At 73.0% G+C, this 18,076-nt stretch carries 13 protein-coding genes; 2 read left to right on the forward strand and 11 right to left on the reverse strand.

Features of this window, described 5'->3' with window-relative positions; genetic code table 11:
• Position 1 precedes the first annotated feature (1 nt).
• The gene (gene glgX, locus ACIG87_RS02440) at positions 2 to 2,122 is read right to left on the reverse strand and encodes a glycogen debranching protein GlgX (RefSeq protein ID WP_396847390.1); all 2,121 of its coding nucleotides are present in this window, start codon (positions 2,120 to 2,122) and stop codon (positions 2 to 4) included.
• Between the two features lie 324 nt (positions 2,123 to 2,446).
• Between glgX and ACIG87_RS02445 the strand changes: the two genes are divergently transcribed.
• A complete protein-coding gene (locus ACIG87_RS02445) occupies positions 2,447 to 3,853 on the forward strand; it encodes a glycosyltransferase family 4 protein (RefSeq protein ID WP_396847392.1) in 1,407 nt (468 codons plus the stop codon).
• A gap of 180 nt (positions 3,854 to 4,033) precedes the next feature.
• On the opposite strand, the gene ACIG87_RS02450 is transcribed toward ACIG87_RS02445, so the two are convergent.
• The 4 genes from ACIG87_RS02450 to ACIG87_RS02465 form a co-directional block, all read right to left on the reverse strand.
• Positions 4,034 to 5,317 (reverse strand): citrate synthase, encoded by a 1,284-nt coding sequence (locus tag ACIG87_RS02450; RefSeq protein ID WP_396847393.1) that lies wholly within the window; start codon positions 5,315 to 5,317, stop codon positions 4,034 to 4,036.
• A gap of 215 nt (positions 5,318 to 5,532) precedes the next feature.
• A complete protein-coding gene (locus ACIG87_RS02455) occupies positions 5,533 to 7,596 on the reverse strand; it encodes a sulfatase-like hydrolase/transferase (RefSeq protein ID WP_396847395.1) in 2,064 nt (687 codons plus the stop codon).
• Entirely contained in the window at positions 7,589 to 9,010 is a 1,422-nt protein-coding gene (locus tag ACIG87_RS02460) for a class I SAM-dependent methyltransferase (RefSeq protein ID WP_396847397.1), read from the reverse strand. The genes ACIG87_RS02455 and ACIG87_RS02460 overlap by 8 nt, the downstream gene beginning before the upstream one ends.
• Positions 9,011 to 9,024: 14 nt before the next feature.
• On the reverse strand, positions 9,025 to 9,330 hold the full coding sequence (locus ACIG87_RS02465) for a hypothetical protein (protein WP_396847613.1): 306 nt from the start codon (positions 9,328 to 9,330) through the stop codon (positions 9,025 to 9,027).
• A 190-nt stretch (positions 9,331 to 9,520) separates the two neighbouring features.
• Here ACIG87_RS02465 and ACIG87_RS02470 point away from each other — a divergent pair, with 190 nt between their 5' ends.
• Positions 9,521 to 9,916, forward strand: a complete 396-nt coding sequence (locus ACIG87_RS02470; RefSeq protein WP_396847399.1) for a VOC family protein — start codon at positions 9,521 to 9,523, stop codon at positions 9,914 to 9,916.
• Positions 9,917 to 10,791: 875 nt separating this feature from the next.
• Here ACIG87_RS02470 and ACIG87_RS02475 read toward each other — a convergent pair.
• The 6 genes from ACIG87_RS02475 to ACIG87_RS02500 all read right to left on the reverse strand — a co-directional run bounded on the left by ACIG87_RS02475 (position 10,792) and on the right by ACIG87_RS02500 (position 17,985).
• Complete coding sequence (locus ACIG87_RS02475) at positions 10,792 to 11,481, reverse strand: helix-turn-helix domain-containing protein (protein WP_396847401.1); 690 nt, start codon at positions 11,479 to 11,481, stop codon at positions 10,792 to 10,794.
• A gap of 264 nt (positions 11,482 to 11,745) precedes the next feature.
• Entirely contained in the window at positions 11,746 to 12,972 is a 1,227-nt protein-coding gene (locus ACIG87_RS02480; RefSeq protein ID WP_396847402.1) for a glycosyltransferase, read from the reverse strand.
• Between the two features lie 3 nt (positions 12,973 to 12,975).
• Entirely contained in the window at positions 12,976 to 15,291 is a 2,316-nt protein-coding gene (locus ACIG87_RS02485) for an ArnT family glycosyltransferase (RefSeq protein WP_396847403.1), read from the reverse strand.
• Between the two features lie 44 nt (positions 15,292 to 15,335).
• A complete protein-coding gene (locus ACIG87_RS02490) occupies positions 15,336 to 16,853 on the reverse strand; it encodes an ATP-binding protein (RefSeq protein WP_396847405.1) in 1,518 nt (505 codons plus the stop codon).
• Complete coding sequence (locus ACIG87_RS02495) at positions 16,831 to 17,577, reverse strand: response regulator transcription factor (RefSeq protein WP_396847407.1); 747 nt, start codon at positions 17,575 to 17,577, stop codon at positions 16,831 to 16,833. Before ACIG87_RS02495 ends, ACIG87_RS02490 begins: the two co-directional genes overlap by 23 nt.
• Before the next feature lie 174 nt (positions 17,578 to 17,751).
• On the reverse strand, positions 17,752 to 17,985 hold the full coding sequence (locus tag ACIG87_RS02500; RefSeq protein WP_396847409.1) for a hypothetical protein: 234 nt from the start codon (positions 17,983 to 17,985) through the stop codon (positions 17,752 to 17,754).
• Positions 17,986 to 18,076 lie beyond the last annotated feature (91 nt).

Here is an 18,076-nt window from a genome sequence, read left to right on the forward strand (position 1 = left end):
CTCAGACCGTCCTCTCCAGGACCACCAGGGAGCGGTCCGGCACGCAGACCGTGCCACCCGCCTCGACCACGGTCGGCTTCTCCGGGTCCGGCTCCGCCGTGCTGATCACCAGCTCCCAGCGCTGGCCGAACTCCTCACCGGGCAGGGTGAAGTCCAGCGGCGCGTCGTGGGCGTTGAAGCAGAGCAGGAACGAGGTGTCCCGGTGCCGCTGGCCGTACTGGCCGCGTTCGGGGATGCCGTCGCCGTTGACGAACAGGGCCACCGAACGCCCGAAGTCGTTGCCCCAGTCCTCGCCGGTCATCTCCCGGCCGTCCGGGGTGTACCAGGCCAGGTCCGGCAGCCCCGCCTCGGCGCTGCGCCCGCCGACGGGCAGGCCGGTGAAGAACCGGCGGCGGCGGAACACCTGGTGCCGGTTGCGGAAGTCGGTGAGCCGCCGGACGAAGGCCAGCAGCTCGTCGTCGGCCTGCTCCCAGTCCACCCAGGCCAGCTCGCTGTCCTGGCAGTAGGCGTTGTTGTTGCCGTGCTGGGTGCGGCCCAGCTCGTCGCCGTGGCCGAGCATCGGCACCCCCTGGGAGAGCATCAGGGTGGCCAGGAAGTTGCGCCGCTGCCGGGCCCGCAGGGCACGTACCCCGACGTCGTCGGTCTCCCCCTCCACCCCGCAGTTCCAGGACCGGTTGTGGCTCTCGCCGTCCCGGTTCTCCTCGCCGTTGGCCTCGTTGTGCTTGTCGTTGTACGACACCAGGTCGTTGAGGGTGAACCCGTCGTGGCAGGTGACGAAGTTGATGCTGTGGAAGGGCCGGCGGCCGTCGTCCTGGTAGAGGTCGGCGGAGCCGGAGATGCGGGACGCGAACTCGGCCAGGGTGGCCGGTTCGCCGCGCCAGAAGTCGCGGACCGTGTCGCGGTACTTGCCGTTCCACTCCGTCCACAGTGGTGGGAAGTTGCCGACCTGGTAGCCGCCGGGGCCGACGTCCCACGGTTCGGCGATCAGCTTCACCTGGCTGACCACCGGGTCCTGTTGCACCACCTCGAAGAAGGTGGACAGCCGGTCCACCTCGTAAAACTCGCGGGCCAGGGTGGCGGCGAGGTCGAAGCGGAAGCCGTCGACGTGCATCTCGGTCACCCAGTAGCGCAGCGAGTCCATGATCAGCTGGAGCGAGTGCGGGCTGCGCACGTTGAGGCTGTTGCCGGTGCCGGTGTAGTCGACGAAGTAACGCCGGTCCTCCTCCGACAGTCGGTAGTAGCTGGGGGCGTCGACACCCTTGAAGCTCAGCGTCGGGCCGAGGTGGTTGCCCTCGGCGGTGTGGTTGTAGACCACGTCGAGGATGACCTCGATGCCGGCGGCGTGCAGCGCCTTGACCATGCCCCGGAACTCCTGCACCTGCTGACCGAGGCGACCCAGCGCCGAGTAGCCGTGGTGCGGGGCGAAGAAGCCGATGCTGTTGTAGCCCCAGTAGTTGCGCATGCCCAGGTCGGCCAGCCGGTGGTCGTGCACGAACTCGTGCACCGGCATCAGCTCGATCGCGGTCACCCCGAGCTGCTTGAAATAGTCGATCATCACCGGGGAGGCGATCGCCGCGTAGGTGCCGCGCAGCTCCTCCGGGATGCCGGGGTGGCGCATGGTCAGCCCTCGCACGTGCGCCTCGTAGATCACCGAGTGGTGGTACGGGGTACGCGGCGGCTTGTCGTTGCCCCAGTCGAAGTACGGGTTGACCACGACCGACTTGGGCATGAACGGGGCCGAGTCGGTCTCCGACATCCGGTCCGGGTCGCCGCCCAGCTCGTAGTCGTAGACCGCCGGATCCCAGGTGACCTCCCCGTCGACCGCCTTGGCGTACGGGTCGAGCAGCAGCTTGTACGGGTTGCAGCGCAGCCCGTTGGCCGGGTCGTACGGGCCGTGCACCCGGTAGCCGTACCGCTGGCCCGGCTCGATCCCGGGGATGTACGCGTGCCAGACGTACGCGTCGACCTCGCGCAACTCGACCCGGCGCTCGGCGCCGGTGTCCCACTCGTCGAACAGGCACAACTCGATCTTCTCGGCGACCTCCGAGAAGATCGCGAAGTTGGTGCCCATCCCGTCATAGGTGGCGCCCAGGGGGTAACGCTCACCCGGCCAGACCTGCATGTCGCTCCTTAGGCCCATGGTCATGAGCGCACCGGCCGGGTCGGGGACCACCGGAGCGCACGCCGCTAATGCCCCGCTACCGGGTCGGCCAATCCACCCGATCGGACCGCGCCCGACATCCACCCGTCCGAGGAGTCACGCACCTCCAGGTGTCGTCCGTCACGATAGGCCCTTTCGAGATGCGCCGGGCGGCGTGATGCCCTTTGCTTGGGGCGGGCACGCCCACGCGGGCGGGCCCGCCCTCGGCCCTCGGCCACCCCCACCGCCACCGTTTCCGCCGCCACCGTTGCCGGCGCGACCCCGTGTGCATGGACGGAGATTGATGTGACCACCCTGCGGGTCAGCGACCAACTCGCGACCGCTGTGGACCGGACCTGCCGGCCCACCCCCACCTTCCGGCCCCAGATCCCCCAGCAGGGCGGCGGCTCCGGCGTGCCCCCGCGCACCCGGCGCATCCTGATGCTCTCCTGGGAGTACCCGCCGGTGCTGGTGGGCGGGCTCGGCCGGCACGTGCACGCCCTGTCGGTGGCACTGGCCGCCGCCGGGCACGAGGTCACCGTGGTCACCCGGCACACCGAGGGAGCGCCGCTGGAGGAGTACGCCGACGGCGTGCGGATCGTCCGGGCCGCCGAGGACCCGGTGACCTTCCCGCTGGCCACCGACTCCCTGCTGGCCTGGACGATGGCGTTCAACCACACCCTGACCCGGGCCGCCCTGCGGGCCACCGAGTCCGGCAGCTACGACATCATCCACGCCCACGACTGGCTGGTCGCACACACCGCGATGACCCTGCGGGCGCACCTCGACGTGCCGCTGGTCAGCACCATCCACGCCACCGAGGCCGGCCGGCACCAGGGTTGGCTGCCCGAGGAGATGAACCGCACCATCCACGGCGTCGAGCAGTGGCTGGCCGCCGAGTCCGGCCGGGTCATCGTCTGTTCGAGGTACATGCGCGACGAGATCGGCGCGCTGTTCGACGTGCCCGGCAGCCGGGTCGACGTGGTCCCCAACGGGGTCGAGCCGCACCGCTGGAAGGTGCCCGCCTCGGCGGTCGCCTCGGCCCGCTCCCGGTTCGCCGGCGACGGCCCGCTGGTCACCTTCGCCGGCCGGCTGGTCTACGAGAAGGGCGTCCAGCACCTGCTCGCCGGCCTGCCCCGGCTGCGGGAGCGGCACCCCGGCCTGCGCGCGGTGATCGTCGGTGACGGGCCGTACAAGGCGACCCTCGAGGCCGATGTGCACCGGCTCGGGCTGGGCGGCATGGTCACCATGCCGGGCTTCCTCGGCGGCACCGACCTGCCGGCCGTGATGGCCGCCTCGGACTGCTTCGCGGTGCCCAGCATCTACGAGCCGTTCGGGATGGTCGCCCTGGAGGGGGCGGCGGCCGGTGCGCCGCTGGCGGTCGCCGAGACCGGCGGGCTCGCCGAGATCGTCGAGCCGGGCGTGACCGGGATGACCTTCGCCCCGCAGGACCCCGCCGACCTCACCGAGGCCGTCGACGCGCTGCTGTCGGACCGGGAACGCGCCCGGGTGCTCGCCCGCCGGGCCCGCGCCATGGTGCACGAGCAGTACGGCTGGGCGGCGATCGCCCAACGCACCGCCACGGCGTACGCCTCGGCGATCGCCGGGGACGCCACCTTCACCGCCCAGCGCACCGAACAGCGGATGGCCACCGGCCGGGTCACCGCCCCCATCCCGGCGGGCAACCTGCTGGCCGCCGCCGGCCTGCGCTGACGGGTGGGGCCGGGCCTCCTCCCCGCCTGGCCCCCGCCGACGCCGGTGCCCCCGCCGACGCCGGTGGGAGCCCGCCGACGCCGGTGCGCCCGGCGGCAGGCCGAGGAGCAGCCCGTGCCGACGTACGCGAAAGGCCGCCGACCCCGTGCGGGTCGGCGGCCTTCGCCGTCACAGCGGGGCTCAGCGCTCCGTGATCGCGGTGAAGTCCCGCTCGGGGGCACCGGTGTAGATCTGCCGGGGCCGGCCGATCTTCGTCTCCGGGTCGCTGATCATCTCGCGCCACTGGGCGATCCAGCCGGGCAGCCGGCCCAGCGCGAACAGCACCGTGAACATCTTGGTCGGGAAGCCCATGGCCTTGTAGATCAGGCCGGTGTAGAAGTCCACGTTCGGGTAGAGCCGACGGGACACGAAGAAGTCGTCGGCGAGCGCGATCTCCTCCAACTGCATCGCGATGTCCAGCAGCGGGTCCGGCTTGGCCATCCGGCCGAGCACGTCCTGGGCGGCCTTCTTCACGATGGCGGCCCGGGGGTCGTAGTTCTTGTAGACCCGGTGCCCGAAGCCCATCAGCTTCACACCGTCCTGCTTGTCCTTCACCTTGCGGACGAAGGACGCGACGTCGCCGCCGTCGGCCTCGATCTTCTCCAGCATCTCCAGCACGGCCTGGTTCGCGCCGCCGTGCAGCGGCCCGAACAGGGCGTTGACCCCGGCCGAGACCGAGGCGAAGAGGTTGGCGTTGCTGGAGCCGACCAGCCGGACGGTGGAGGTCGAACAGTTCTGCTCGTGGTCGGCGTGCAGGACGAAGAGCATGTCCAGCACCCGGGCCACCACCGGGTCGACCTCGTACGGCTCGGCGGGCACGCCGAAGGTCATCCGCAGGAAGTTGTCCACGTAGCCCAGCGAGTTGTCCGGGTACAGCAGCGGCTGACCGATGGACTTCTTGTAGGCGTACGAGGCGATGGTCGGGACCTTCGCCATCAGCCGGACCGTGGACATCTCCACGTGCTCGGAGTCGAACGGGTCCAGGCTGTCCTGGTAGAAGGTGGAGATGGCGCTGACCGCCGAGGACAGCACCGCCATCGGATGGGCGTCCCGGGGGAACCCGTCGAAGAAGCGGCGCATCTCCTCGTGCAGCAGGGAGTGCCGCCGGACCCGCTCACCGAACTCGGTCAGTTGCTGCTGTGTCGGCAGCTCACCGTAGATGAGCAGGTAGGAGACCTCCACGAAGGAGGACTTCTCGGCCAGTTGCTCGATCGGGTAGCCGCGGTACCGCAGGATGCCCGCGTCACCATCGATGTAGGTGATCGCGGAAGAGCAGGACGCTGTGTTGACGAAACCGGGATCGTACGTTGTCATCCCGGTTTCTTTGAGCAGCTTGCTGACCCCGATGCCTGCGGGGCCCTCGACCGCGCCCTGCACCGGCATCGAAAGCTGCCCACCGGGGTGGTCGAGCTTGACTTCCGTCATGTGGTTCCTCGCTTCGCCGGCGAATCTTCGTTGAATTGCCTTCGCTTTTACCGTAATCGCGGTCGCGGGGATACCGCCCGCCGTGGTTCTGCGGTGAGGTATGCGTCACCCGATTCCCGACCCGACGGCGCGGAAACCCGGTCCGCCGGGGGCACGCCCGACCCGGCCGGACGCCAGGGACGGGTGGGCAGAAAGCGGTGAAAGCCGACGAAAGCTCAGGAGAGGGTCAACCGGCGCAGCGCGCCGTCGGTACCCACCCGGTAGACGTCCAACCGGTTCGAGCCGGCCCGGAACAGGTGGTCGTCGGGGAGGAAGGCGGCAAAACGGCGGCCCCCCTGGTCCTTCGGCACCACCGGGACGACCGCGCCGATCCGGCCGTTGACGGCGACCGCGAGCAGCGTACCGTCGGGCACCTGCCGGGGCACGGTCCCCCAGACCAGCGCCGGTAGCTCCCCGGCCGCCGGATCGACGTGGTCGAACGCGGCCAGGTCCGCCACGGTGGCGGTGCCGCCGGACGGCTTCTCCCCCACCGTCGTGCCGACCAGCGGGTGCGGGGCCGCCGGCGCGGGCCGGGCCGGCACCCCGCCGGGGAAGGTGACCCGTTCACCGGGCCGGTCGTAGAAGTACTTCTCGGTACGCTCCCGCGGCGACTGCTTCGCCGACCGGCCGTCGAGTTGCCATGGGATCCGGACGTGCACCTCCTCGGCGATGGTGGGCAACAGGTCGACGTGCTCCCAGTTGCGGTCGTCGACCCGGCCGGTGCGCTGACCGGGCTCCTTGACGAACATCGGCACCCAGGCGACCTCGCCGGCCGCGTGGTCGATCGCGCCCAGTCCCCGGCCCTGCCAGTCCCGGGTGAAACTCACCCCGTGGTCGGCGGTGAGCAGGATCAGCGACCTGTCGTACAGGCCGCTGGCGCGCAGCGTCCGCAACGTCTCGCCGACCAGCCGGTCGGTGTACTGGAGCTGGGCCAGGTGCCGGGCCCGAGCCAGGTCGACCCAGCCGGCGCCGTCGTTGGGCAGGTCCGCCGGCGCGTCGTAGCGCGCCCCGGACGGCAGGTAGGCCCAGGGGGCGTGTGGCATCAGCAGGTGCAGGAAGTGCAGGGTGGGCCGGTCGGCCGGGCGCAGGTCGGCCAGGAAGCTGGTGAACCGGGCGGGCTGGTTGTCGTCCAGGCTGTCCCAGCGGAACGTCGGGTCGGCCGGGACCGGTTCGGCGGCGTCCAGGCCCACCTCGGCGGCGGTCTGTTCCCGGTACGACTCCTCCGGGTCGACCCGGCTGTCCACCGGGGCGGCGATCCGGCCCAGCAACGTGCCGCTCTCCCGCACCAGCACGTCGAGCCCCTGTTCGGGGGCGACCGGTTGATCACAGCGGCTGGGCGGGCAGAGCCGGGTGATGCTCTCCTGCGCGCGGATGTCGTACAGGCCGCCGAGGGCGGTGAAGAGGTTGTCGGGGTACTGGGAGTAGTGCGGCGCGGACGCCTCGGCCGGGTAGCGACCGGTCAGCATGGCCGGCAGCGCGTACGGCGTCCAACCGCTCACCCCGGTGGCGTTGCGGTACCAGGTCGAGCCGCCGGCCAGCTCGGCGAAGTTCGGGTAGCGGGTCGCGTCGATCCGCCCGTCCGGGCCGAGCAGCGAGACCAACGGCAGCTCGTCCAGGACGATCATGACGACCGGCGGGTGCGACCCCGGACCGGCCACCCCGGCGGCCCCCTCGTGCGCCCGGGGCAGCACCACCGCCGAGGCCGGCGAGGCGAACAGGAACAACCCGACGAAGACGACGGGTCCGAGGGCGGCCACCCGCAGCACCCGGCCGAACGCCCGCCACCGCCGGTGCGCCGCCGCCCCGGCCGCGCCGACCACCACCGCCACCACCACCAGCGGTACGCCCCGCAGCGGCGTCACCTGCCGACCCACCTGCACGGCCAGCGCGGCCAGCAGCAGCCCGACGACGGCGGTGTGGACACCGGCCCGGACCCGCCCGCCGGCCAGCCGGGTCAGCACCCCGAGCAGCACCACGGCGGTACTGGGCACCAGCGCTATCAACGCCACCAGGGCCAGGACGTCCCGGCTGGTGGCCCGGTGGAACAGGAAGAAGTCGGGGCTGCGCCCGAGCACGTCGAGCAGTGGCTGGGTGACCACCAGGCCGACCAGGGCGACCACCTCCAGGGCCCGGCGCAGCTCGACCCGCCGGGTGGACGGGACGCGCCCCCCACCCTCGGCGGGCGGCGGGACGGGTGCGGGTTGGCCGCTCGGCGCTCTGGTGAGGGTCGGTTCAGCCACCCACCACCGCCTGGTAGAGCGTGCGGGTCCCCGACGGCAGGTCCTGCTGGCGCTCGACCCGGCAGCGGGCGGTCAGGAGCCGTTCGAACTCGTCGCGCCGGTAGTCGGGGAAGAGCCCGGCCGGCTTGTTCGCCAGCAGCCGGAGCGCCATCGGGTCCTGCGGGTCGACGAACTCCACCACCAGCCGACCGCCGGGCCGGGCGTACCCGACCAACTGGTCGACCACCTCGGACAGCGGCACGTTACGGCCGATCGCCAGGTGGTGCACCACGGCGAGGGCGAGCACCGCGTCGGCGTGGGTCCGGGCGGCGAACCCGGCCCGTTCGACGCCCCGCCAGCCACCACCGGGCGACGGGTCGGCGAGGTCCATCACCAACGGCAGGATGCGCCGGTCGCCCTCGGCCCGCAGCGCCCGGTAGAGGGCGTCGACCACGGCCGGGTCCTGCTCGACGGCGACCACCTGGGCGGCGTGCCGGGCGGCGATGCGGGCGTACCGGCCGTCGTTGGCGCCGAGGTCGAGCGCGAGCTGGGCGGTGCCGCCCGCCGCCACCGCCGCCTCGACGAAGTCCTCCTTGGCGGCCCGGTCCGGCGCGGTGTAGCCACAGGTGCGCTGGTAGTCGACCCAGTGGCCGCCGTCGACCCGACGGTCCAGCCGGCGGACCAGCCTCTCCAACCGTGCGACGGTGGCCAGCGCCAACCGGCGGGAGTAGCCCGCGTCGCGCAGCTGGGCGGTGACGGCGCTGCTGCTGGCCTCGGCATGCCTGGCCTGCATCGCGCCGTGCAGGTGCACGTGCGTCGGTACGCCGGGCAGCAACCGTCGGACGCCCCGGAACAGCGGGCGCATCTGGTCCGGTTCGATGCCGTCGACCCGGGCCCGCAGCCAGGGCTGGAAGTCCACGCCGAGGTGGGCCTGGAGCAGCAGCGGATAGAGCAACGTCTGGCAGAACTGCCGGTAGCCGGCCCACGGCTCCCCCTCGGCCAGCGGCGCGAACGATCCGACGTCGATGAAGACCGGCGTCGCACCCCGCCACTGGAGGTTGTACGCCGACCCGTCCTTGGTGGTGAACCCCGCCTTCAGGGCCCGGCGCAGGATCTCCAGGTGCAGCAGGGCGGCGTCCCGCAGCATGCCGAACGACCACTCGTACGGGTGCGAGACGAACGGGATGCGCTCGTGCCGCAGCACCGTCGTCCACCCGGTGTCCGGCAGCGTCGCCGGGTCGACCGGCGTGGTGCCGCAGACCTTGCCCTCGGCGAGCAGCGCGGCGAAGAACTCGCTGGCCGCGAGGGCCCGCCAGTCGGCGGTGGCCTGGGGGCCCAGCCCGCGCAGCACCTGTTCGCCGAGGTGGAAGACCCGGTTGGTGGGGTCACGGAACGAGCCGGGCTCCGCCCGGACACCGAGCTCGGAGGTGGTCATCGGTGCACCGACCGTCAGGCGTCGGCGGACTGCGGCGGTGGCTGCCCGGCCGACGTGGCCCCCGCCGACGGCACGGTCCCCGCCGACAGCCCGGTCTCGATCGACGGCCCGGCCCCCACCGACGGCACGGTCCCGGTCGACTCGGCGGTCGGTGGGTCCGGCGGGGCGGTGCCGGTGGGATCGGTGGCCTGCCGGCGGAACCGCGAGGCCAGCCGCCGCCAGTACAGCTTGGCAGCGACCGCCGCGCCCGCTGTGCCGCCGACCACCGCCTGCACGATCAGGCTGCCGGATCCCGCGTCCAGGTAGGCCAGGTGCATCACCGGCCGCTCCCTTCCCTCGCCGTCATGGACCGCCACCAGGCACGCCCACGATGGGGCTTTTACACCTGAAAGCCGCTTTGCTCCCTTGACACCGTACGTCGTCCGGCGCGACCGCGAGGGCACATGGAACCCTCCGGGCCTGTCCGTTCCGTTCAAGACCTCGACGTGGGGCACCGCCTAGCCTGGGCTGATGCCTCGCTTCGATCTCATCGGCACCGTCGTCAACGACATGGGCCGCAGCCTGGACTTCTATCGCCGCCTCGGGTTGGACATCCCGGCCGACGCCGACCACGAGAACCACGTGGAGGTCACTCTGCCGGGCGGCCTGCGGCTGGCCTGGGACACCGTGACGACGGTGCGCAGCTTCCACCCCGGTTGGACGCCGCCCAGCGGCAGCCCCCGCGCCAGCCTGGCGTTCCGGTGCGCCGACCCCGCCGAGGTGGACCGGTACTGGACCGCGCTGACCGACGCGGGCCACCACGGCGAGCTACCCCCCTGGGACGCCTTCTGGGGCCAGCGGTACGCCGTCCTGCACGATCCGGACGGCAACGGCGTCGACCTGTTCGCCCCGCTCGACCACGCCTGACCAGTGACCGCCCGCGGACGGGCCCTGTGGTGAAGACGGATCCTTTAGATCTGATGACGTTAACGATTCAACCCTCGGGCCCTTCCGCACGACACCAGCCACCTGCCGCCGCAGGCTTTCCGACGACCTCTCAACCTCTCGACCTCTCTGCCCTCCGCCTCCCCTCTCCCGACTCCCCGTCTCGCCCTCCGACTCCCCGACTCCCCGACTCCCCATCTCGCCCTCCCGACCCCCGCCCCCGGCCCCCGCCCCCGATGTCCGCCCCCGATCTCCGCCCTCCGTGCCCCCGACCCTCGGCCTCCGCCCTCCCGGGCCGGACCCTCGACCCCGACCCCAATGTCCGCCCTCCCGAGCCCGACCGACCCAATGTCCGCCCTCCCGAGCCCGGCCCCCACCCTCCGATTTCCGCCCTCCGACCTCCCCGTCCGCACCCCGGTCCCCTTGCTCCGGCTCCCCTGCCTTCCCCGGGGGAGACCTGGTCTCCCCCGGCCGAGATCGGATGGTGAATCGTTGACGTCATCAGCTCCAAAGGATGCGGACGGGCGGACCGGTGTCCGGCTCCTCGGCACGGCCGCCGCCTGGCAGTGGCAGCAGGCGAACAATCCGACCAGCGTTTCCCGGCCAGTCGACCGCGCCCGGACAGCGATCCGCCGCCCAACCGCGCCCCAGACAGCCACATCCCGACAGCGATCCGCGCCACCCCACCGCGCCGCCGTTTGACAGCCCTGGTGCGGGACCGTCCCACCCACGCCCTTGTCCCGCCCGACGCCTTCCCAGCGTCACACTGGTAGCACCGGTCGCCGCACTCGCACCGGTCGCATTGCGCCAAGGCGGAAGAACGAACCGATGCGCCTCCGGGCGAGGGCCGGCACGGTTCAGTGGGTGAGCAGGGCGGTCGGCGGAACACCGGCCAGCTCACGTACGTCCCGGGTGAGGTGGGCCTGGTCGGCGTAGCCGGCGCGGGCGGCCACCTCGGCCAGTCCGACGCCGGAACGGGCCAGGGCGAGGGCGCGGCGCAGCCGCAGGATGCGGGCCAGGGTCTTCGGACCGTACCCGAAAAGGGCCTGGCTGCGCCGGTGCAGGGCGCGCGGGCCGAGGCCGACCTCGGCGGCGGTCGCGGAGACCGTAGCCCCGGCGGCGAGCAGACCGGCCACCCGGCGGCCGAGCGGGTCGGCGCCGCCCACGCCGGCGAGCCGGTCGGCGGCCACGGCGGCCAGGTCGGTGGCGGTGGGCGACGCGCCGAGTCGTTCGGCGAGCCTGTTGGCCGACCGTCCCCAGAGCGCGTCGAGCGGGACTCGGCGGTCGCGTAGCTCGTCGGCGGGGACGCCGAAGACGGCCGGGCCCATACCGGGTGGCAGCCGAACCCCGCGCCAGCGTTCCCCCGGCGTCGACCTGCTCAGCTGCGCCGTGCGGTCCGGCCCGGCCACCAGCAGGCCCGAACGGCTGGACCAGATCAGGTCCAGGCAGCCGTCGGGCAGCACCCGCGTCGGCGGGGCGCCCGGCCGACTCTCGCTGGCCCAGAGCACCGCGCCGACGATCACCTCGGCGGGTCGTTCCCGGTACACGACCCCAGCCTGCCACGCCCCCGGCCGGTGACCGCGACGAGACACCGCAGGCGACCGGAACCCGAACCTGCACCCTGCCTGCCCACCGCCGACCGACCGCTGCCGGGCGACCGACCGCCGACCAGCAGCCGGCGACCAGCGACCGGTCGGCGGGGCAGGGTGCCCCAGCTCCGACGCGCAGCACCCGGCCCGGACCCAGGGGCTATCCGACCTGAGCCAGCCCGGCCCCAGAGGGCTGCCTACGGTGCTGCCTCACGCGCCGGGTCAGCTCCGGCGGTGGTGCATCGCGAACCGGAGCAGCAGGAAGCGCAGCGCCGTCGCGGCCAGGTTGGCCGCCACCAGCACCGCCAGTTCGACCGGCCGGGACGGCGTGCCGGCCGCGTGCAGGGCGGCGAGCGACCCGCTGGTCAACGCCAGGCCGAGGGCGAAGGCGAGCAGCCCCTGGAGGTGGTGCCGGCCGACGGCCCGGCGACCGGTGATGCCGAAGGTGAGCCGCCGGTTCGCCGCGGTGTTGCCCACCGCGGTCACCAGCAGCGCCAGCAGGTTCGCCGGTTGCGCGCCGAGCACTCCCCTGGTCGCCACGAACAGCACCAGGTACGCCACCGTACTGGCCACCCCGACCAGGGCGAACCGGGCCAGTTGGCCGGGCAGCCCGACCGGCACCCGCGCCGGTGGGGCGGCCAGCGGTGCCCGACCCCACTGTTCACGCACCGTGGCCAGCGGCAACGCCCCGGTGACCAACGCCCGGCCCAACCGGCCGATGCCCCGTAGGTCGGCCACCGCGGTGGCCACGATGTCCACCCGGCTGTCCGGGTCGTCGACCCAGTCCACCGGCACCTCGTGGATACGCAGTCCGGCGCGCTGGGCGAGCACCAGCAGTTCGGTGTCGAAGAACCAGCCGGTGTCCTGCACCAACGGCAGCAGTTCCCGGGCCACGTCGGCACGGATCGCCTTGAAGCCGCACTGCGCGTCGGAGAACCGGGCCGCGAGGGTGCCTCGCAGCAACAGGTTGTAGGCCCGGGAGATCACCTCCCGCTTGGTGCCCCGCACCACCCGGGAGGTACGGGCCAACCGGGTGCCGATGGCCAGGTCCGAGTGGCCGGAGATGAGCGGCGCCACCAGCGGCAGCAACGCGGCCAGGTCGGTGGACAGGTCCACGTCCATGTACGCCAGCACCGGAGCGTCCGAGGCCGACCAGGCAGCCCGTAGCGCCCGCCCCCGGCCCTTGGCGTCCAGGTGCCGTACCTCGACGTGCGGCAGTTCGACGGCGAGCGCCTCGGCCACCGCCAGGGTGCCGTCGACGCTGGCGTTGTCCGCCACGGTGATCCGGAACGGGTACGGGAAGTGCGCGCTGAGGTGGTCGTGCAACCGGCGTACGCAGGGGCCGAGGTCGGCCTCCTCGTTGTAGACCGGCACCACCACGTCCAGTACGGCGGTCGGTGTGCCGACCCGGGTCTCGACGGCCGGTCGGGGGCTACTGGTGTAGGTCATGGCTCAGCCCTGCTCCCCACTGCTCAGGTCGTAGACGGTGACCCCGTCCACGGTCTTTGCCTGGAAGGTCTCGGCGACCCAGGAGGCGATCTCCTGGGAGGCGGAGCTGCCCCCGTTGGCCCGGAAGCCGCCCCCACCGATGAAGTAGTGGATCTTTCCCTCGGCCACGTACGCCTGGAACTGGGCCAGCGTGGGCGACGGGTCGCTGCCGTTGAAGCCACCGATCGGCATCACCGAACGGCCCGTGGCGAGCTGGTGGCCGGAGGCGTTGTTCGAGCCGACGGTCGCCGCGACCCAGGTGTAGTCGTCGGCGTCGGCCGTCAGCAGCGCCTGCATCTCGGCGCTCGGCTCCCGGGAGTCGAGCAGGCCGCCCATACCGCCGCGGTCCTGCCCCCGGCCATCCCCGGTGCGCCCGCCGTCCTGGCCGGTGCCACCGTTCTGACCGGTGCCACCAGGGAAGCCGGGGAACTGGCCCGTGCCGCCGTTGGCACTGCCGCCGGGGAGGCCGGGGAACTGGCCGCCGCCGGGAAGCTCCATGCCGCGGGGCAGCCGGGCACCGCGCCCCGGGCCGAAGCCGCCCATCACGTTCGGGCCGGCGCTCGGGATGGAACCGGTGTGCGGGGTGGCGGCGGTCTGCACCGCGTACGCCGTCGGGCCGGCCAGCGCGGCCGACGCGCCGAGCGCCAGCACCACCGGCGCCAGCCGTCGGGACAGCCGGGGCAGCTGGTCGATCAGGATGATCAGCACCGCCGCGACGAGCCCGACGACGAGCACCGCCGTACGCAGCCACGGGTACCAGTCGGCGCTACGGCCGAGCAGCTGCCAGGACCACCACGCGGTGACCGCGAGGGTGACCGCCAGGGTGACCGTGGCGGCCAGCCCGCGCCACCGGGCAACCGACCTCCACCGCCGCACGGTCCCCTGAGCGCCGGGAACCGCCGCACCCGACTCGCCGCCGGGCGCACCCGACGCTCCGTCGGTGGAGGTGGGCACATCCGACGTCGGCGTCGGGGGCGTCGTGCCGGCGACGGAAGCGTCGACAGCGGTGGGAGTCGGGACGGCCGGGGCCGGGACCGGGGCGCGTCGTGCCTGCCAGAGCAGGACCGTGCCGATGCCGACCAACGCGCCGACCGCCGGGGCCAGGGCCACCGTGTAGTACGCGTGGAAGATGCCGGACATGAAGCTGAAGATCAGCCCGGTGACCAGCAGCCACCCGCCCCACAGCAGCAGCCCGGCGCGACGGCGGTCGGTGCGGGCTGCCCGCCCGGCCAGCACCAGGCCGGCGACGAACAGGATCAGCGCGGCCGGCAGCAGCCAGGAGATCTGGCCGCCGACCTCGGTGTCGAACATCCGCAGCCAGCCGGTCTGCCCGGAGAACGGGCCACCGCCGCCGCCCATCCGGCCGCCGCCGACGCTGCCCTCCTCGTCACCGGTGATCCGGCCGAGGCCGTTGTAGCCGAGGGTCAGCTCCAGGATGCTGTTGTTCTGCGAGCCGCCGATGTAGGGGCGGGCACTGGCGGGAACCAGCTCCACCGTCGCCACCCACCAGCCGGCGGCGACGATCAGCCCCAGACCGGACAGCAGCAGCTGACGGATCCGCCGCCAGAAACCGGTCGGGGCGGCCAGCAGGTACACCCCGGCGAAGACCGGGATCACCAGGAACGCCTGGAGCATCTTGGTGAGGAAGCCGAATCCGACCAGCACGCCGACCAGCACGATCCACCGGGTGCTGGCCGTCTCCACCGCCCGCACCGTCGCGTACGCGCCGAGCACCAGCAGCAGGACCAGCAGCGCGTCCGGGTTGTTGAACCGGAACATCAGGGTGGCGACCGGGGTGAGCGCCAGGACCGTCCCGGCGATCAGGCCGGCGGCCGGGCCGTACCACCGGCGGACGGTCGCGAACAGGACGCCGACCGAGGCGACACCGAGCAGCGCCTGCGGCACCAGGATGGCCCAGCTGCTCAACCCGAAGATCCGTACCGACAGGGCCATCAGCCACAGCGAGGCCGGCGTCTTGTCGACGGTGATCGAGTTGGCCGCGTCGGAGGAGCCGTAGAAGAACGCCTTCCAGCTCTCCGAGCCGGCCTGCACCGCCGCCGAGTAGAACGAGTTCGCCCAGCCGGAGGCGCCCAGGCCCCACAGGTAGAGCAGGGCGGTGCCGAGCAGCAGCACCGCCAGCGCGGGTCTGACCCAGCGCGGATCAGCACGGAGCGGGGTGGATGCCGCCCCGGCCTGGGCGGCGGCCGACGGGGCCGGCGGTACGGTCGCGGCGTCCGGTGGGTGCCCCGGCGCGGTCAGCAGGCTCTCGGTTCTGTCCATGTGACCAGCCTGGACGATTCGGTTAAACCGGGCCCATGTCCTGGCTATGCGTCAGCTGTGGAATCCGGCAGGCGGACCGTGAAGATGGTTCGTCCGGGTTCGCTCTCCAGCTCCACCGTGCCGTGGTGGGCCTCCACCACGGCGGCGACGATGGCCAGTCCGAGGCCGGTGCTGCCGTGTTGCCGGGACCGTGAGCTGTCGCCCCGGGCGAACCGTTCGAAGACCTCGTCGCGCAGCTCCGGCGGCACTCCCGGGCCGTCGTCGGCGACGCTGATCTCCACCGCGCCGGGTATCCGGGTGATCCGGGTGGTCACGGTGGTGCCGGGCGGGGTGTGCACCCGCGCGTTGGCCAGCAGGTTCGCCACCACCTGGTGCAGCCGAACGCTGTCGCCCGGCACCTCCAACGCCTCGTCGGGCAGGTCGAGCTGCCACCGGTGTTCGGGGCCGGCGACGTGGGCGTCGCTGACGGCGTCCACCACCAACGCGGTCAGGTCGACCGGCCCGGTGGCGAGCGGCCGACCGGAGTCCAGCCGGGCCAGCAGCAGCAGGTCGTCGACGAGGCTGGTCATCCGGGTGCTGGCCGACTCGACCCGACGCAACGCGTGGGCCACGTCCGACGGCACCCGGTCCCGGCCCCGGCGGGCCACCTCGGCGTAGCCCCGGATCGCGGCCAGCGGGGTCCGCAGCTCGTGTGAGGCGTCGGCGACGAACTGGCGTACCCGGGTCTCGCTGGCCTGCCGGGCGGCGAGCGCGGCGGCGACGTGGCCCAGCATCCGGTTGAGCGCCGCGCCCACCTGCCCGACCTCGGTACGCGGATCGGTGTCGGCGGCGGGCACCCGTACCGACAGCGCCACCTCACCCCGGTCCAGCGGCAGTTCGGCGACCCGCCCGGCGGTGGCCGCCACCCGGTTCAGCGGACGCAGCGTGGCCCGGACGATCAACGCGCCCAGGCTGCCGGCGACGAGCAGGCCGGCGGCGGCGACGCCCGCCTGGGCGACGACCATCCACCACACCGTCTCCTGCACCACGTTCAACGGGATGGCGAAGACCAGGATGTCGCCGTCGGAGAGCTGGCGGGCCGCCGCCCGGTAGTCGCCCCGGTCGCCGAGGTCGACCGTGCGCGGCGTGCGGTCGGTGGGCAGGCTGGTCAGCGGGGCGACCTCGGCGGCGGTGAGCGATTCGGTCGGGCCGGAGAAGCTGGTCCGGATCCGCGCCGCGGTCTCCCCCTGCGGGGTGATCCGCACCCCGATCGAGCCGATCTGGAAGGTGGGCGGCGGCTCGGGCTGCGCCTGCCGGCCCGTCGTCTGGTCGAGGGGCCACTGCTGGTCCGGGGACCGTTCCCAGGGCAGCCCGCTGTCGTGCCGGCGGTCGCCCATGGCGAGCTGGTCGTCGACCTGGCTGATCAGGAAATGCCGCAGCGCGATCGTGGTCAGCCCGCCGATGCCGACGCTGACCAGCGCCAGCAGCGCGACCACGGTGAGCACCAGCCGGCGGCGCAGTGACCAGCCGGCCAGCCAGCGCCGTAGCCGGCCGGCCGGGTCACGGCGCGGGCTTGAGGACATAGCCGGCGCCGCGCAGTGTGTGGATCATCGGCGGGCGTCCCACGTCGATCTTCTTGCGCAGGTACGAGATGTACAGCTCGACCACGTTGGCCTGCCCGCCGAAGTCGTAGTTCCACACCCGGTCGAGGATCTGCGCCTTGCTGAGCACCCGGCGCGGGTTGCGCATCAGGTAACGCAGCAGTTCGAACTCGGTGGCGGTCAGGGTGATCAGGTCGTCGCCCCGGCGTACCTCGTGGCTGTCCTCGTCGAGGGTGAGGTCGCCGACGGTGAGCACGGCCTCCTCCCGCGCGGTCACCGCGAAGCCGGTACGACGCAGCAGCGCGCGCAGCCGGGCGATGACCTCCTCCAGGCTGAACGGCTTGGTGACGTAGTCGTCGCCGCCCACGGTGAGCCCGGCGATCCGCTCCTCGACCGCGTCGCGGGCGGTCAGGAAGAGCACCGGCACGGTCGGGGTCTGCTCGCGCAGCCGGCGCAGCACCTGGAATCCGTCCAGGTCGGGGAGCATCACGTCGAGCACCACCGCGTCGGGCTGGAACTGCCGGGCGGCGTTCAGCGCCGCCATGCCGTTGCCCGCGCTGCGCACCTGCCAGCCCTCGTAGCGCAGCGCCATCGAGAGCAGGTCGGTCAGGGTGGGTTCGTCGTCGACCACCAGCACCCGGACGGGCTCACCGTCGGGGCGGCGGAGCTCGATCCGGTTCGGTGCGGTCTGCCCGTCGGTCACCATGCCCCCATCGTGGGACCGGTTACTGGCCCTGACCTATGCGCATCCTGTGCGCCCGCTGTGCGCGTGGCGGCGGCCCCGTTCGACCGTACCGGGCCGGACGGCACCGGGTGCAGCGATCCGGGCGTCCGGGCCGGACGCATCGCACCGCACGGGGCCGTCAGTCACCGCGTGCCGCTACTGGCCCACCCCGGCCGGGTAGGTGTGCACGAAAGACATCGTCCAGCCCCCGTCCCCGGACGGCCGGTCCCGCTGGTAGAGGTGGTCCGGGACGCCCCCACCGGGGGCCGACGGGGTGTCCGGGTGGCGCAGCACCCAGCGGACGGGCGGCTCACCCACCGGGTCGGCCGGCAGCGCGCGGACCAGGTCGTGGGCCGGTCCGCCGACGAAGCGTACGGTCACCTCGCTCATCGCCCCTCCCTCCGGTGGGCCGACTCGACGCCGGCCGCCCTGGCAAGCTACCGCACACCCCGCCGCGCCGGGGCCGCTCGACCGGGCGCGC

It is taken from the genome of Micromonospora sp. NPDC051925, assembly GCF_044548625.1.
Taxonomy (GTDB): Bacteria; Actinomycetota; Actinomycetes; order Mycobacteriales; family Micromonosporaceae; genus Micromonospora.

Bases quoted from the DNA above. Each gene is read 5' to 3' on its own strand.
- glgX (WP_396847390.1), bottom strand. From the start codon at position 2,122: ATGCAGGTCTGGCCGGGTGAGCGTTACCCCCTGGGCGCCACCTATGAC.
- ACIG87_RS02460 (WP_396847397.1), bottom strand. From the start codon at position 9,010: ATGACCACCTCCGAGCTCGGTGTCCGGGCGGAGCCCGGCTCGTTCCGT.
- ACIG87_RS02470 (WP_396847399.1), top strand. From the start codon at position 9,521: ATGCCTCGCTTCGATCTCATCGGCACCGTCGTCAACGACATGGGCCGC.
- ACIG87_RS02450 (WP_396847393.1), bottom strand. From the start codon at position 5,317: ATGACGGAAGTCAAGCTCGACCACCCCGGTGGGCAGCTTTCGATGCCG.
- ACIG87_RS02500 (WP_396847409.1), bottom strand. From the start codon at position 17,985: ATGAGCGAGGTGACCGTACGCTTCGTCGGCGGACCGGCCCACGACCTG.
- ACIG87_RS02485 (WP_396847403.1), bottom strand. From the start codon at position 15,291: ATGGACAGAACCGAGAGCCTGCTGACCGCGCCGGGGCACCCACCGGAC.
- ACIG87_RS02495 (WP_396847407.1), bottom strand. From the start codon at position 17,577: ATGGTGACCGACGGGCAGACCGCACCGAACCGGATCGAGCTCCGCCGC.
- ACIG87_RS02490 (WP_396847405.1), bottom strand. From the start codon at position 16,853: ATGTCCTCAAGCCCGCGCCGTGACCCGGCCGGCCGGCTACGGCGCTGG.
- ACIG87_RS02480 (WP_396847402.1), bottom strand. From the start codon at position 12,972: ATGACCTACACCAGTAGCCCCCGACCGGCCGTCGAGACCCGGGTCGGC.